Below are 14,621 nucleotides of genomic sequence, written 5' to 3'. Positions count from 1 at the left end.
GGGGTCCTCAGAGTCCGACGACGCCAGGCAGGCCGCCGATATCTTTGATTTCGGTGTACTGGTAGTACGGGTTCGCCGGTTCATGACCGCGATTAACCCAGACTTTGTTTTTGATGCCGAGATCGTAGGCGGTCATCAGGTCATAGCGGAAGCTGGAGGAGACGTGCAGGATCTCTTCCGGGCCACAGCCAAGCTTATCCAGCATGTACTCAAAGCCCTTCATCTGCGGTTTGTAGGCACCCGCCTCTTCCGCCGTGATGGTCATGTGGATGGGCGCACCCAGACGCGGTATATGGTGCGGGATAAGGTCTTTCATCGAGTTGGTCAGCAGCACCAGCGGAAATTCTTTTGCGACTTTCGCCAGCCCGGCCGGCACGTCGGGGTGCGGCCCCCAGCTGGCGCAATCGGTGTAAATGAAGTCGCTGTCGGCTTTGTCCCACTTAACGCCCCACTTTTTGCAGGTGCGCTGGATGGCATTGCTGACCACGTCGTAATAAGGTTTCCATGCGCCGAGCACCTCATCCAGCCGGTAGCTGGCAAAGTCGGTGGTGAAGGCGTGCATGGCTTCAGGATCGACGCGGTCGCTGAAACAGCGTTCTGCCGCACCGGCCATATCGAAGCGAATCAGCGTGCCGTAACAGTCAAACGTGATGAATTTCGGTTTAAACAGTGCCATGTAACACCCTCGTCTTGTCAGTTGCGCTTAGAAATCGATGAGTACGCTCTTCTGGCGCTGGCAGGCCTGAAACGCCTGACGCCCTAAATCTTTACCTATGCCGGAGCCGAGAAAACCGCCGGTGGGAATGATGAAGTCGCCGGAGCGGCCATAGCGATTGATCCAGACGGTGCCTGCGTCAATCGCCCGCATCGCCCGCAGCGCGCGCGGCAGGCTCAGGGTGTGGACACCGGCGCAGAGACCGTAGGTGTCGTGCGCAGCCATCGCCAGTCCCTGCTCTTCATCATCAAAGGTCTGCACCGTCAGCACCGGGCCAAAGATCTCCTGCTGCACCGCCGGGTTATCCTGCGATACATGGCTCAGCAGCGTCGGCTGCCAGAACCAGCCGTTGTCGGTGTCAGCAAAGCGCTCTCCGCCCACCAGCACCTCTGCGCCCTGCGCTTTTGCGGCTTCAATGACCGAGCAGACTTTGTTGCCCTGACGTTCATCGATCAGCGGCGCATAGCGGCTGCCCTCCTGCCAGGTGACGCCCGGTTTCACTTCCCGGCAAAGCTGGGCCAGTCGCTCAACCAGCGGATCGGCAATGTTGCGCTGCACAATAAGACGGGTGCCCGCCACGCACGCCTGACCGCCGTTGGCGGTGAAGCCGCGCAGAATGCGCTGAGCCAGCACCTCAAGGTCACCCGCATCATCAAACACCAGCTGCGGGCTTTTGCCGCCCAGCTCCAGCGTCACCGGTTTCATGCCGTGCTGTGCGGCATCACTCATAATGCGTGCGCCGGTCAGGGTCGAGCCGGTAAACGAAACTTTGCGCACCAGTGGATGTTTCACCAGCGCGCTGCCGGTCACCGCGCCACTGCCCTGCACAATGTTCAGTACGCCCGCTGGCAGGCCCGCCTGAATCGCCAGTTCGGCCATGCGCACCGTCGAAAACGGGGTCAGTTCAGAGGGTTTCAGCACCACCGCATTGCCTGCTGCCAGCGCGGGTCCGCATTTCCACGACGCCATCGACAGCGGGAAATTCCACGGGGTAATCGCAGCTATGACGCCATAGGGTTCCGCAATCAGCATGCCGAGGCTGCTGTCGCGGGTGGGAAAGAGATCGCCGCTGTATTTGTCGGCGCATTCGGCATAGAAGCGAATCGCCTCGGCGGTAAACGGAATTTCATGCAGCACCACGTCGCTGATGGGTCGCGTTGAGCCCAGCGCTTCCAGCTGAGCCAGCAGCGCGTCCTGCTCAATCAAATCCGCCCAGCGACGCAATACCCGTCCGCGTTCACGCGGCGGACAACCAGACCAGCCGCTGGTTTTCAGCGCCTGATGCGCGACGGTGACGGCACGATCGACATCCTGCGGCGTGGCGTCCTGCAGCGCGGCATAGACCCTGCCATCAGAGGGACGTTTAACCTCAAAGGCTGCGCCCTGGCTCTGGCAGTGCTGGCCGCCAATATAATGGCCAGCCGGAAGAGAAACTTTTTCAGGGTCGAAACTTAACATGGAAGAATTCCTTATTTGTAACACCCATCAGTTGCTGGCTTATTAGCGTTTTTAACTGGCGATTTCTGCGCTGTTAATAAGCTAATGCAGAAAGTATGCCAGCCGGACAAAAAATAAAAATGCGTTTAAAACAGCGCAAAAAAATTTTCTGCCGTATTGCCGGGGTAATTTTTGCGGATTTGCCGAACAATTAAACAGATGATTTACTTCACAAAATTTATGCGCCCTGCTGGTGCAACCTGCACGGAAATTGCACCAAAGCGGATATTCCGGCTCAGGCTGCTCATTTCTGCGTTCATGACACACCCATTTACCGACGGGCCTCACATCCCGGATAAATTCTTTACTTTTTAAAGTGGATTATTTGACGCCGTGGAAATAATTCTGTGCGTCAGGCATAAAAAACGCCAGCCAGATCGTCCGGCTGACGTTTTGGTCATATTTAATTACAGACTGCCAATGTGAAACGTTTTCTGTTCCAGATATTCATCAATTCCGTAGCGGGATCCTTCCCGGCCAATACCGGAAAGTTTCACGCCACCAAAGGGAGCAACTTCAAGAGAAATCGCCCCGGTATTAAAGCCGATCATGCCAAACTCCAGCGCCTCCGCCACCCGCCAGGCACGCCGGATATTTTCGGTAAAGAAGTAGGCGCCCAGGCCGTAAGGCGTGTCATTCGCCATCGCGATCGCCTCTTCTTCATTATCAAAGATAAACAGGGGCGCGACCGGACCGAATGTTTCTTCATGGGCGATGCGCATGCTGGACGTGACCTCGCCGAGCACCGTGGGCTGCACAAAGGTGCCGTTGCCCTGGCTGATGCCGCCGACCAGCAGCGTGGCCCCCTGGCTGAGTGCATCATCGATGTGACCATTCACCTTCTCTACCGCGCGGGGGTTGATCAGCGGACCAATGGTGCTGTCGGGCGCAAAGCCATCACCCACTTTCAGGGTGGCGACCGCCTCCAGCAGTCGCGCGGTGAAGCGCGGATAGATATTGCGCTGCACCAGGATGCGGTTGGCGCAGACGCAGGTCTGCCCGGCGTTGCGGAACTTGCTGAGCATGACACCCGCGACCGCAATCTCAATGTCGGCATCATCGAACACGATCAGCGGCGCGTTGCCGCCCAGCTCCAGGCTCAGACGTTTGATGCTGTCAGCGCTCTGCTGCATTAATAACTGCCCGATGCGGGTCGAGCCGGTAAAGGAGATTTTACGTACCGTACGGCTACCAGTCAGTGCCGCGCCAATCTCCGTAGGCAGGCCGGTGAGTACCTGTAATACGCCTGACGGGAAACCGGCACGCTCTGCCAGTACTGCCAGCGCCAGCGCCGAGAGCGGCGTTAATTCAGAAGGCTTGACGATAATCGGGCATCCGGCGGCCAGCGCGGGGGCCACCTTGCGGGTGATCATCGCAATCGGGAAGTTCCAGGGTGTGATGGCGGCGGCAACGCCTACCGGCTGTTTCAGCACCAGAATGCGCCGGTCATCGCTGGGCGCAGGAATGGTGTCGCCATAGATACGGCGCGCCTCTTCCGCGAACCATTTCACAAAACTGGCTCCGTAGAGTACTTCACCTCTGGCTTCCGCCAGCGGTTTGCCCTGCTCGGCAGTCATGATGATTGCCAGGTCATCAGCATGTTCAATAATCAGCTGATGCCATTTTTCCAGCAGTGCGGCACGGCTGGCGTTAGTGGTTTTGCCCCAGCTGATGCGTACCGTTTCCGCATAGGCTATCGCCTGCTCTGTTTCCGCACGGCCCAGCGCCGGAATAGTCGCCAGCGTTTCGCTCGTGGCGGGATCGGTAACCGGCAGCGTGGCACCCTGATGTGCATCCTGCCAGCCTCCGGCAAACAGCGCCTGCTGGCGCAACAGATCGCTGTCTTTAAGTTGTAATCGCGACATAACATCCCCTTGTGGTCAGCTGATTCCACTTTATCGCGCCGGGTCAGCGCAGGATGTTGTTGTGCGGGGTCAGAAAGGTCAGTTAAAGAGTTTTTCGCGGGGATTTGAAATTTTATGCTGTGCGGAAATGGGCGCGCATCCGGTGGGATGCGCACGCGCTTTAAATCTGGAAGTCGATGACCGGTTCGTCGTCATTACTGTAGGAGAGTGCCTGGCGTTTGATCTCCTCCAGCGACAGATTAGCGTTGCAGAGTTCCAGAAACTGCCAGACATAATTGCGCTGCAGCTGTCCACGCTTGAGGCCGAGCCAGACGGTGCTGGCATCAAACAGATGTGTGGCGTCGATGCGTACCAGCTCTTCACTCTCTTCCGTTTCACACGCCTGATCGGCCAGTATCCCAACGCCGAGACCAAGTTTAACGTAGGTTTTTACCACGTCGGAGTCCTGGGCGCTGAGCACGATATCCGGTTTTAAACCCGCCGACTGGAATGCACGGTCAACCCGCGAACGGCCAGTGATACCCTGGCGGTAAGTAATAAGGGGATAACGGCTGAGGGTGCTCAGTGAAACCGGCTGATTCTGCACCAGCTCATGATCTTTCGGCACCAGCAACGCATGATGCCAGCTGAACCAGGGGAACGCCGCCAGACTGCTGTTATTGACCAGCATTTCACTGGCGATACCGATGTCCGCTTCACCGGCCAGCAGCATGGTGACAATTTCCTGTGGCGATCCCTGATTGAGTTCCAGCCGGACGTTGGGGTAGAGCTGACGAAACGCTTTGATGATTTTCGGCAGGCTGTAGCGCGCCTGAGTATGGGTCGTTGCAATGGTCAGAATGCCGCTGGTTTCATTGGTAAAGACATCGGCCAGACGTCGTACCTTCCCCGCTTCATCAAGGATGCGTTCGGCGATGGTCAGCAGCGCTTTACCCGGTTCGGTCATTCCCAGCAGGCGCTTACCGCGACGGATAAAGATCTCAACGCCCAGTTCATCTTCCAGGTCACGAATGTGCCGACTGACACCTGACTGAGAGGTAAACAGCGTGTTAGCGACTTCCGTTAAGTTAAACTCACAGCGGGCCGCCTCGCGGATGATTTTAAGCTGCTGGAAATTCACGGCATTTACCTCTCTTTACATAATCTGATTCCCCGATGTTAAGAACTATTATTGATAACAGGAAATACTAAAAAATTTGGCTTTATGACTTTAGGGAATAAAGGGGGTTGCGCTGATGCGCTGAGGTGTTCGCTGCGCGAACGGGCCAGGAGAAGGTTTCGTTCGCCTGGTGAGCCGGGCAGTTTCAGACCTGCCTCTGCAGGCGACCGACAAGGGGGCGCCAGTCGCCGCGCCCCCTTGACCCCGGGCTCCGGCCTGCTTCACCGCCGCTTCGCGGTCCCTTCGCTTCTTCCGGATTTCTTACGGACCAGCGGGACGCGCCATCCCTGGCGCGAACCCGCCTCTTCGCGACATCCCTGTCGCTCGTCCTGAAATCCCTCATACGCTCAGCGGTTCTGACGGCCTCCCTCTCCCCGCTTTTATCTCTTCTTTTTGTGTTGGGTACTTTATCGCTTTACGTTTTCGGGATTGGCTTTGCAGTTCAGCAGACAACACAGCACCAGAGAAAACAAAAAGAAATCACAGGCGGGGGGTTTCTCAGAGGCATCCGTAGCGCTGAGGAACAACCGGAGGCGAGGATGAGCCGACAGGACGTCGGCGAAAGGACGGTTCGCGCCAGGGATGGCGCGTCCGGACGGTCCGCTGGCCGCAGGGCGTGACGAGGGCACCCCGCGAAGCGGGGCGCGCAGGCTGCCGGACGCCGGGATTGTCAAGGGGCGGGCGTACGCCCCTTGACGCGTCCGCCTGCACAGGCAACCTGAAACTCCCCCTCGCCTGGCGGGCGTAACCCGCTCAGTGCAAGCCCGCTGCACAGCGTAATTTTCTCACCGGCAGGGGTCTGCCAGAAGCATCCGTAGCGCTGAGGAACAACCGGAGGCGAGGATGAGCCGACAGGACGTCGGCGAAAGGACGGTTCGCGCCAGGGATGGCGCGTCCGGCCGGTCCGCTGGCCGCAGGGCGTGACGAAGGCACCCCGCGAAGCGGGGCGCGCAGGCTGCCGGACGCCGGGATTGTTAAGGGGCGGGCGTCCGCCCCTTGACGCGTCCGCCTGCACGGGCAGGCTGAAACTCCCTCACGCCTGGCGGGCGAAACCTTCTCAGAGCCAGCCCACCGCCAGGCAGGCAAAATCCCTCCACCCTTAACTCACTAACATCAACTCCCGCTCCTCATTCAGCGGCTTATTCAGCAGTGACAGCAGGATATTTTTCACGGCCTGTGCAGAAGGCGACAGCGGCAAACGGGCGGAGATGTTCAGCGACAAAGGCAGACTCAGTGAGGGGCTGTTGATGCGTGACATCCAGGCATCCGTCGAACCCACCAGCGCACGGGCGGCGGATTCAGGTAATACGGTGACACCCATGCCGCTGGAAATTGCTGCGGTCAGGGTTGAAATCGATTCGATCTCACCAATGATGCGCGCACTCAGGCGACGCAGTGAAAAGGCCTCATCAACCCGTTTGCGCACTGCGCTGTAGTCGCGCGGTAAAAACAGGCTCATCTGTGCCACATCGGCCAGATCGACGCTGGCACCTGGGTAATCGGTTGCACCGACCAGGAAGAGATCTTCTTTCATCAGCGGCACGCTGTTGATTCCGGCAGTCGGCGCGCGATCGTACAGCACTGCCATATCCAGCTGACCGTTCATCACTTTCTCATTCAGCACGCTGCCGCTGTTTTCGTGCAGGTAGACCAGGATTTCAGGAAACTGATCGCGGACGGTCTGCAGCAGCGGCATAGTCAGCGAAGAGGCTGCCGTGCCCGGTGCCAGTCCAATCGACACCTGGCCGCTCAGCACCTGACCGGCATTGATCACCGCTGTCTGGGCCTGCTCGCATTGACGCAGAATAGTACGCGCATGGCCATAGAGAATCTTTCCGGCTTCCGTTGGCGTGACCCCGCGCTTGGTGCGGATCAGCAACTGCTGATCAAGCTCATTCTCCAGCGTTGCCACCTGCTGACTGAGTGCAGGCTGTGCGATGTGCAGCACTTCGGCTGCCTGCGTCAGACTGCCGATATCGACGATTTTCACAAAGTACTTCAGTCGTCTTAAATTCATCTTGCCTCCGTCACTTACCCTGAATAGCGAAAGGTGTCTGGCCCATCGCTCTGATGACAGAGATTTTGCAAGATGCAGGCCAGGTTTAAATCCTGCGACTTGCCCGTCAGCCAGATTTTTCCTAACGGCCCGGAAAATAAGCGTTTCTGATTACCTCTTAAGGGTTAATAAGGATCAGGAATGCGTAATAGCAATGGAGGACGCGAGCGGGCGCACTGTGGCAGTGCAGATGCTGCGAGTCAGACGTGCAGAAAAGTGATGACGGGCTGTACAGTTTTAGTGCAGTGGAAACGCATTGCACCGGATGAAGGCTTGCCGGGCTTACAGAAAAGCATTAACTAACTGACTGAGAATGTAACCGCTATCAGCGGGATTTCTTATCGCTGAGGCTTCCTGAAGACAAAAAGCACCCGTTGCCCTCTCCCGTTGCGGAAGAAGGCAACGCCTGCTGATTAACGTTTTTTACGGTTACGGTGCATGTCGATAGAAACCGCGGCCACGATGATTATCCCTTTAATAATGTCCTGAATGTAGGCGTCAACACCCACGAAGGTGAATCCGCTTTTGATCAGACCGAGGATAACCGCGCCGATTAATGTGCCGGTGATACGACCGACACCACCCATCAGGCTGCTGCCGCCGATAACGGCTGCGGCTATCGCATCCAGCTCGTAGGACATCCCCATGCTCGACTGACCGCTGCTGACACGCGCCGCCAGTACCACACCCGCCAGGCCAGAGAGCGCACCGGCAATGGTGTAGACGATGATCAGATACTTATTAACGTTGATACCGGAGACTTTCGCCGAGGTCATGTTGCCGCCGATGGCGTAAACATATTTACCGTAGCGGGTATGTTTCAGGGCGATATGGAACAGCAGTGCCACCACCAGGAAAATCACGACCGGCATGGCACCCTGACCGATTGAGGTAAAACCATCGGAAAGGAAGCTGATCGGATTACCCTGGGTGTAATACTGCGCCAGACCACGTGCCGACACCATCATGCCCAGCGTGGCAATAAAGGGCGGAATGCCGGTACGGGTAATCAGTACACCATTGACCGCACCCGCCAGCAGCCCCACACCGATACCGGCCGCGATAGGGATCACCGCAGGCATATTGACCAGCGACGGATACATGGGTGACAGGCTGTCAGAGGTCTGCGCCAGGCTCGCGGCGACCACCGCCGCCAGGGCGATGACGGAGCCGGACGAGAGATCGATACCGGTGGTGATAATGACCTGGGTCACGCCAACGGCGATAATCCCGATAATCGCCACCTGCAGGACAATCAGGATCAGACGGTTGGTGTTGAGCAGGAAAGACTGGTCACGCACGTACCAGCCGAACATTTCAAAAATCAACGCAATCCCCACCATCACCACAAAAATGCCAGTGTCTTTCGGCAGTTTATGGCGCAGGCTGGCAAAAAAAGAGGGTTGCTGCGGGGCTGCCGGGGTAGCAGTAGCTTTCATATTGCTCATAGTGGTCTCGCGCCTCACTCGGATGCCAACGACAGAATGGTTTCCTGATCGGCTTCTTCTTTATTGAGGATGCCGGTTATACGCCCGCCGTGCATCACCATCACCCGGTCGCTCATGCCAAGGATTTCCGGCAGTTCAGAGGAGACCATGATGATAGCCACGCCACGGTTGGCGAGTTCACTGATTAAGCGGTAAATCTCCGCTTTAGCACCGACGTCTATACCGCGCGTCGGTTCGTCCAGAATCAGAATCTTCGGTTGTGCCAGCAGCCAGCGGGCAATCAAAACCTTCTGCTGATTACCCCCGCTGAGGTTATTGATGATCTGATCCATGGTCGGCGTTTTGATATTGAGCCGACGGATTTGCTCCATGCAGTCCTGCGCCATCTTCACATGACTGACAAAACCGCTTTTGCCGCTGTACTCCGGCATGTTGACGATGCTCATGTTCTCCATCACCGACAGCACCAGAAACAGGCCGGACTTTTTACGGTCCTCGGTCAGGAACGCCATGCCCTTTTCAATTGCGGTTGAGGGTGAGTCGATCGTCACCGGTACGCCATCAATCAGGATCTCACCGCTGTCAAAACTCTCCATGCCGAACAGGCTCTCCATCACCTCGCTGCGACCGGCCCCCACCAGCCCGGCGACACCGAGGATTTCACCCCGGCGCACGCTGAAACTGACATCGGTGAAACGATCTTTGCAGGTGAGGTTACACACCGTCAGCACCTCTTCGCCGATGGCGCTGTTGAATTTCGGGAACAACTGCGTCAGCTCGCGTCCTACCATCTGTGTGATCAGTGACTGACGGGTATATTTCGCCGTCTGATCGCTGGCGATCCAGCTGCCGTCGCGGAAGATACTGACTTCATCGGTGATGTTGAAAATCTCATCCATCTTGTGGCTGATGTAGATGATGGCTTTGCCCTGCTCCCGCAGATCGCGAATGATGGTAAACAGATGCGCCACTTCGGTTTCCGTCAGCGCGGAGGTCGGCTCATCCATAATGACGATGTCTGAATCCCAGGAGACCGCTTTGGCAATCTCGACCATCTGCTGCGACGCAATACTCAGCTCACCCACCATCCGATCGGCTTTCAGGCGGATATTCAGGCGGTTGAGCAGTTCCTGCGTCTTCTGATTAAGTCGGGCGTGATCGACCAAGCCAAACTTCATCGGCTCACGGCCGAGCCAGATATTCTCGGCGACGGTCATGAAAGGCACCAGATTAAGTTCCTGGTGGATCATTGAAATGCCGGAACGCAACGCGTCCATGGTGTCCTGAAACTGCACCGGCTCCCCTTTAATTTTGATGGTGCCCTTATCGGGACGATACATCCCGATAAGGCACTTCATTAAAGTGGATTTGCCCGCGCCATTTTCGCCCATCAAGGCATGTACCGTTCCCGGACGCACCCGCAACGACACGTTGTCGAGAGCTTTGACGCCGGGGAAGAACTTGCTGATGCCTTCGGCTTCAAGCGCAAACGCGTTCATACATCACCTCCGTACAGCTGGGTCGGGAACGATTATTTCAGGTTACGATTGGTAAACTGTTCCATGTTTTCTTTGGTAATCAGCTGGTAAGGGATGTTGATGATTTTCTGGACTTTCTCGCCCTTCACCAGTTTGACCGCCGTCTGCACCGCACCTTCACCCTGGCCCTGCGCATCCTGGAACACCGTAGCGACCATCTTGCCCTGCTTCAGCATCTGCAGTGCATCCGGCGTGCCATCGACGCCAGCGATCAGGATTTTGTCCGGATTTTTACCCAGCGCCTGCAGCGCACCAATCGCCATTTCATCGTTGTTCGACGCGATGGCATTGATTTCATCGCCCGCCGTCATCCAGTTACTGACGACATCCACCGCGTCGTTACGGGTAAATTTGGCGGTCTGTTTCTGCACGATTTTGATGCCAGGGAATTTAGCGGCGACTTCTTCCACACCTTTGGTACGGTCGCGGGTCGCTTCATTCGCCAGGTCACCCATCAGGATGGCGACGTTGCCTTTGCCGTTCATCGCTTTAGCCAGCGCTTCCATCTGTAACCGCCCGGCCAGTTCTGAATCGGAACCCACATAGGCCATTTTGCCGGTCAGTTCTGCCTGTGGACGGCGGTTGACAAAAATCAGCGGGATACCCGCTTTGCTCGCCTGATCCATAATCGGTTTCACCGCATTGGTGTCGACCGGGTTGACGATCAGGGCATCCACGCCCTGACCGATAAAGTTCTGAACCTGCTGAAGCTGCTGTGAAACGTCACCTTTTGCATCCTCAACCTGGCCTTTAACGCCATCCTTCTGCATCTCCTTCTGCATTGACGTACGCAGAATCGTCAGGAAGTTGTCATCAAACAGCGCCATTGAGACACCCACTGAGATATCTTTTGCCATAACCGCGGCAGGTAACATGCAGGCTAACAGTGAGGCGACAATCGTTTTTTTAATGTTCATAGGGACCCTTCTTATTTGTTAACTTGCTCAGCGGCTGCACGCGCGAATGAAAAATATCTTTTACATTCATCCAGCCTGTCTGGCGTCTGTTTGAGGAAATTTAAGGTAAGACTTCAGGTTATGGCTATTTTTGTGATCGACCACTCCTTTTCACAATCACTTGATCTGCAAACAGTTAGTTTAAGAATGCCGTTTCATTTCCGGATGATAATCACGACCGTGATGATAAGCAGTTTATTTGTTCCATATAATCTCGTTTTGAAATTTTTATCATAAAAGCACTGAAACAGCTGTTTTAACATCGGCAAACAACAAAACTTTGACATGCCTCTAACATCTGCCGAGAAATGCCCGTAAAGTGAGATCCTGTTGGCAGTTTGAAAAGCCAGCAGAAGTGCGTAAAAACAGCCAATCCGCTGCTTTTACGAGCATCTGAACGCAATTCAGTAAACAGGGCTTTGACAAGCGGGATCAGCGCCGTTAATATTCGCCCCGTTCAAGCGATTCCTCTGTAGTTCAGTCGGTAGAACGGCGGACTGTTAATCCGTATGTCACTGGTTCGAGTCCAGTCAGAGGAGCCAATTTCCTGTTTTCATGCCTCCTTGCGAATCTTTATCTGATACTGATTCAAGAGGTTAGCGTGAAAATTCTTCCCGGTGTATTTTGATTTAATCCTCCGCATCGGGAAAAATTGGTGGTCAAATCTGGGGTCAGGTTAGTTCGATAATGGAGTGACCCCCATATGTCCCTTACCGATGCGAAAATCCGCACTCTTAAACCTTCTGATAAATCCTTTAAAGTCTCCGATTCTCACGGTCTGTATCTTCTTGTCAAACCGGGCGGCTCACGTCACTGGTATCTCAAATATCGTATAAACGGCAAAGAATCCCGCATTGCACTGGGTGCCTATCCTGCCGTTTCCCTGTCTGATGCCCGCCAGCAGCGCGAAGGTATCCGTAAGATGCTGGCGCTGAACATCAACCCGGCACAGCAGCGGGCAGTTGAACGCGGAGCCTACACATCGGAGAAAGTATTTAAAATCGTGGCACTGGCGTGGCATAAAAGTAATAAAAAATGGTCGCAGAACACCGCTGACCGTCTGCTTGCCAGCCTGAACAATCATGTATTTCCGGTTATCGGCCACCTGTCAGTCTCAGAGCTTAAACCCCGGCATTTCATTGGCCTGCTGAAAGGGATTGAGGAAAAAGGACTGCTTGAAGTTGCGTCCCGCACGCGGCAGCACCTCAGCAACATCATGCGTCATGCAGTTCATCAGGGGTTAATCGACAGCAACCCGGCGGCAAACCTTGACGGCGTAACGGCTCCTCCCGTCAGACGGCATTATCCCGCCCTGCCACTGGAGCGGCTGCCTGAACTGCTTGAACGTATTGAGGCATATCATCAAGGCCGTGAACTGACCCGGCTTGCCGTCCTGTTGACGCTGCATCTGTTCATTCGCTCCAGTGAGCTGCGCTTTGCCCGCTGGTCAGAAATAGATTTCAGAAATAGAACCTGGACGATACCCGCCACACGCGAAGCCATTGCAGGCGTGCGTTATTCCGGGCGCGGTGCCAAAATGCGCACTGCTCATATCGTACCCCTCTCAGAACAGGCCATCGCCATTCTGAAACGGATTAAAGATATCTCCGGTGATGGTGAGCTGGTCTTCCCCGGCGACCATAACCCATATAAACCGATGTGTGAAAACACCGTGAATAAGGCACTGCGCCTTATGGGTTACGACACTAAACATGATATCTGCGGTCACGGCCTCAGGGCAATGGCATGCAGCGCCCTGATGGAGTCCGGTTTATGGTCGCAGGATGCAGTGGAGCGCCAGATGAGCCATCAGGAGCGCAACAGCGTGCGGGCGGCTTACATACATAAAGCGGAATACCTTGATGCTCGAAAAGCGATGATGCAATGGTGGTCGGATTATCTTGCAATTAATCGAAAGGTTTTTATTTCACCATATCTTTTTGAAAAAAATTAAAATATTCATAATATCTTAGCTTTACAGAACGGCCCATTATCGTATTAATCATGGGCCTTTTTTATACTGCCATGCCGCAATCTCCCCCCCTCAAGCTTACTCGGTAATTATTTAAGTAAGCAGCTGATCTTTAATGGTACTCATTGATTCGCAAAGCCCAGTTTAATCAGGATTTTACTATCGATGGACCCAAAAACCTGGCAAACGACAACTGGAGAAACAAACTAATGAAAAATAATTCCAATAGTTTTATTTTTTTATATCTTATTGATTTTAAATAAATTAAATATCAATAAAAGATGTTTGAGTACATTTTATTTCTTTTAAAAGAAAAAATAATCTTTTTGTTGACTTTGATGATTCATGGCGATTAATTAGTAGACAGACATATCAACATTTCTTAAGACTCAAGGAGACTAAGATGGTGATGTTGAAAGAATGTAATGAGAGTGGACTGTCTGGATTCACCGTTGATGGGTTATCGGTCACTGATACGCAAAACTTCTTTACTCAAACTGCACCAGATATTCGGGAAGCAGTGCTCAATAACGGAGCGTTGCTACTACGCGGCGTTGTGCAAAGTGCAGAACCCGCTGTGTTTGAAGTGATAATGAATGCGCTAGGTTTTCGCACCAGAGATTACATTGGTGGTTCATCTCCCCGTTCAACCATAAAAGGTAAAGTGATGGAGGCAACCCGAACGCCTCCGGCATGGTCAATCATCCTCCATCAGGAAATGGCCTATGTAAAACACCCACCGGAAATCATTGCCTTCTCTTGCGTCAAACCCGCCACAGAGGGCGGAGAATCTACCATTGGCGATATGCGCCGAATAACAAAACTGGTCGAGCCTTCAACATTACAACTTCTGACAGAACGCGGCCTCAGACTGCGTAGAACACTGCCGGATGAAAACCGAGTTCATCTGAAACCCGGAATAAAAAAAAGCTGGCAGGAAGCGCTTTCTGCAAAAACAAAAGAAGAGGCAGAGTTTGCCTGCCGCTCCAGGGGTTGGGAATTTGAATGGTGGAATGATGATTTAATCCTTTGGCAGGACTGTATTTCACCGGTGCGTCAGCATCCTCGTAAAAATGAGTTGATCTGGTGCAATCAGGCACATTTCTGGGGTGCTGCTGCGATGATTGAATGGGCACGGGTGGATTCCAGAAACGAAGACGAAGAAGAGTTAAAAGAAGCTGCTCAGAATTGTCCTGAACTTCTCGAATCCATGTGTTTCGGCGATGGAGAACCGCTACCGGAAGAACTGACACTTAACTTATTTCATCTGGTCAAGGGGTTAGAACAGGACGTGAATCTCAACACCGGCGATATTTTGCTGCTCGATAACCTGCAGTTTGCTCATGGCAGGCATGCATTTTCAGGAAACAGAGAGATTAACGTCATTATTGCCGACTGGACTGAACATTAATTCA

Annotated in this window: 10 protein-coding genes and 1 tRNA gene; 3 read left to right on the top strand and 8 right to left on the bottom strand. The window is 54.3% G+C overall.

Going from position 1 to position 14,621, the window contains the following annotated elements:
- Nucleotides 1-7 precede the first annotated feature (7 nt).
- The 8 genes from F3I20_RS08255 to F3I20_RS08220 form a co-directional block, all read right to left on the bottom strand.
- Nucleotides 8-676 carry a haloacid dehalogenase type II gene (locus F3I20_RS08255; protein ID WP_150013771.1) on the bottom strand — a complete coding sequence of 223 codons (669 nt, stop codon included), beginning with the start codon at nucleotides 674-676 and terminating at the stop codon, nucleotides 8-10.
- A gap of 27 nt (nucleotides 677-703) precedes the next feature.
- Nucleotides 704-2,173 carry an aldehyde dehydrogenase family protein gene (locus F3I20_RS08250; RefSeq protein WP_150037514.1) on the bottom strand — a complete coding sequence of 490 codons (1,470 nt, stop codon included), beginning with the start codon at nucleotides 2,171-2,173 and terminating at the stop codon, nucleotides 704-706.
- 446 nt (nucleotides 2,174-2,619) lie between these two features.
- On the bottom strand, nucleotides 2,620-4,077 hold the full coding sequence (locus F3I20_RS08245; protein WP_150037515.1) for an NAD-dependent succinate-semialdehyde dehydrogenase: 1,458 nt from the start codon (nucleotides 4,075-4,077) through the stop codon (nucleotides 2,620-2,622).
- 160 nt (nucleotides 4,078-4,237) lie between these two features.
- On the bottom strand, nucleotides 4,238-5,197 hold the full coding sequence (gene cbl / locus F3I20_RS08240) for an HTH-type transcriptional regulator Cbl (RefSeq protein ID WP_013358380.1): 960 nt from the start codon (nucleotides 5,195-5,197) through the stop codon (nucleotides 4,238-4,240).
- Nucleotides 5,198-6,335: 1,138 nt separating this feature from the next.
- Entirely contained in the window at nucleotides 6,336-7,253 is a 918-nt protein-coding gene (gene nac, locus F3I20_RS08235; RefSeq protein WP_150037516.1) for a nitrogen assimilation transcriptional regulator NAC, read from the bottom strand.
- Between the two features lie 452 nt (nucleotides 7,254-7,705).
- Nucleotides 7,706-8,731 carry an ABC transporter permease gene (locus F3I20_RS08230; RefSeq protein ID WP_190285965.1) on the bottom strand — a complete coding sequence of 342 codons (1,026 nt, stop codon included), beginning with the start codon at nucleotides 8,729-8,731 and terminating at the stop codon, nucleotides 7,706-7,708.
- 23 nt (nucleotides 8,732-8,754) lie between these two features.
- Nucleotides 8,755-10,239 (bottom strand): sugar ABC transporter ATP-binding protein, encoded by a 1,485-nt coding sequence (locus F3I20_RS08225; protein WP_150013753.1) that lies wholly within the window; start codon nucleotides 10,237-10,239, stop codon nucleotides 8,755-8,757.
- A 32-nt stretch (nucleotides 10,240-10,271) separates the two neighbouring features.
- Entirely contained in the window at nucleotides 10,272-11,195 is a 924-nt protein-coding gene (locus tag F3I20_RS08220) for a sugar ABC transporter substrate-binding protein (RefSeq protein WP_150037517.1), read from the bottom strand.
- Between the two features lie 505 nt (nucleotides 11,196-11,700).
- Between F3I20_RS08220 and F3I20_RS08215 the strand changes: the two genes are divergently transcribed.
- The 3 genes from F3I20_RS08215 to F3I20_RS08205 all read left to right on the top strand — a co-directional run bounded on the left by F3I20_RS08215 (nucleotide 11,701) and on the right by F3I20_RS08205 (nucleotide 14,617).
- Nucleotides 11,701-11,776: transfer RNA gene (locus F3I20_RS08215), tRNA-Asn, on the top strand.
- 161 nt (nucleotides 11,777-11,937) lie between these two features.
- A complete protein-coding gene (locus F3I20_RS08210) occupies nucleotides 11,938-13,188 on the top strand; it encodes a tyrosine-type recombinase/integrase (RefSeq protein ID WP_047955800.1) in 1,251 nt (416 codons plus the stop codon).
- A gap of 421 nt (nucleotides 13,189-13,609) precedes the next feature.
- Entirely contained in the window at nucleotides 13,610-14,617 is a 1,008-nt protein-coding gene (locus tag F3I20_RS08205; protein ID WP_047955801.1) for a TauD/TfdA family dioxygenase, read from the top strand.
- The last annotated feature ends 4 nt before the right edge of the window (nucleotides 14,618-14,621 follow it).

This window comes from Candidatus Pantoea gossypiicola, assembly GCF_008632075.1.
GTDB lineage: Bacteria > Pseudomonadota > Gammaproteobacteria > Enterobacterales > Enterobacteriaceae > Pantoea > Pantoea gossypiicola.
This window is presented reverse-complemented; position numbering and strand designations above follow the sequence as displayed.

Excerpts from the sequence above, each read along its gene's own strand:
- nac (WP_150037516.1), bottom strand. The coding sequence starts at position 7,253 with ATGAATTTAAGACGACTGAAGTACTTTGTGAAAATCGTCGATATCGGC.
- F3I20_RS08225 (WP_150013753.1), bottom strand. The coding sequence starts at position 10,239 with ATGAACGCGTTTGCGCTTGAAGCCGAAGGCATCAGCAAGTTCTTCCCC.
- F3I20_RS08205 (WP_047955801.1), top strand. The coding sequence starts at position 13,610 with ATGGTGATGTTGAAAGAATGTAATGAGAGTGGACTGTCTGGATTCACC.
- F3I20_RS08255 (WP_150013771.1), bottom strand. The coding sequence starts at position 676 with ATGGCACTGTTTAAACCGAAATTCATCACGTTTGACTGTTACGGCACG.
- F3I20_RS08250 (WP_150037514.1), bottom strand. The coding sequence starts at position 2,173 with ATGTTAAGTTTCGACCCTGAAAAAGTTTCTCTTCCGGCTGGCCATTAT.
- F3I20_RS08220 (WP_150037517.1), bottom strand. The coding sequence starts at position 11,195 with ATGAACATTAAAAAAACGATTGTCGCCTCACTGTTAGCCTGCATGTTA.
- F3I20_RS08230 (WP_190285965.1), bottom strand. The coding sequence starts at position 8,731 with ATGAAAGCTACTGCTACCCCGGCAGCCCCGCAGCAACCCTCTTTTTTT.
- F3I20_RS08245 (WP_150037515.1), bottom strand. The coding sequence starts at position 4,077 with ATGTCGCGATTACAACTTAAAGACAGCGATCTGTTGCGCCAGCAGGCG.
- F3I20_RS08210 (WP_047955800.1), top strand. The coding sequence starts at position 11,938 with ATGTCCCTTACCGATGCGAAAATCCGCACTCTTAAACCTTCTGATAAA.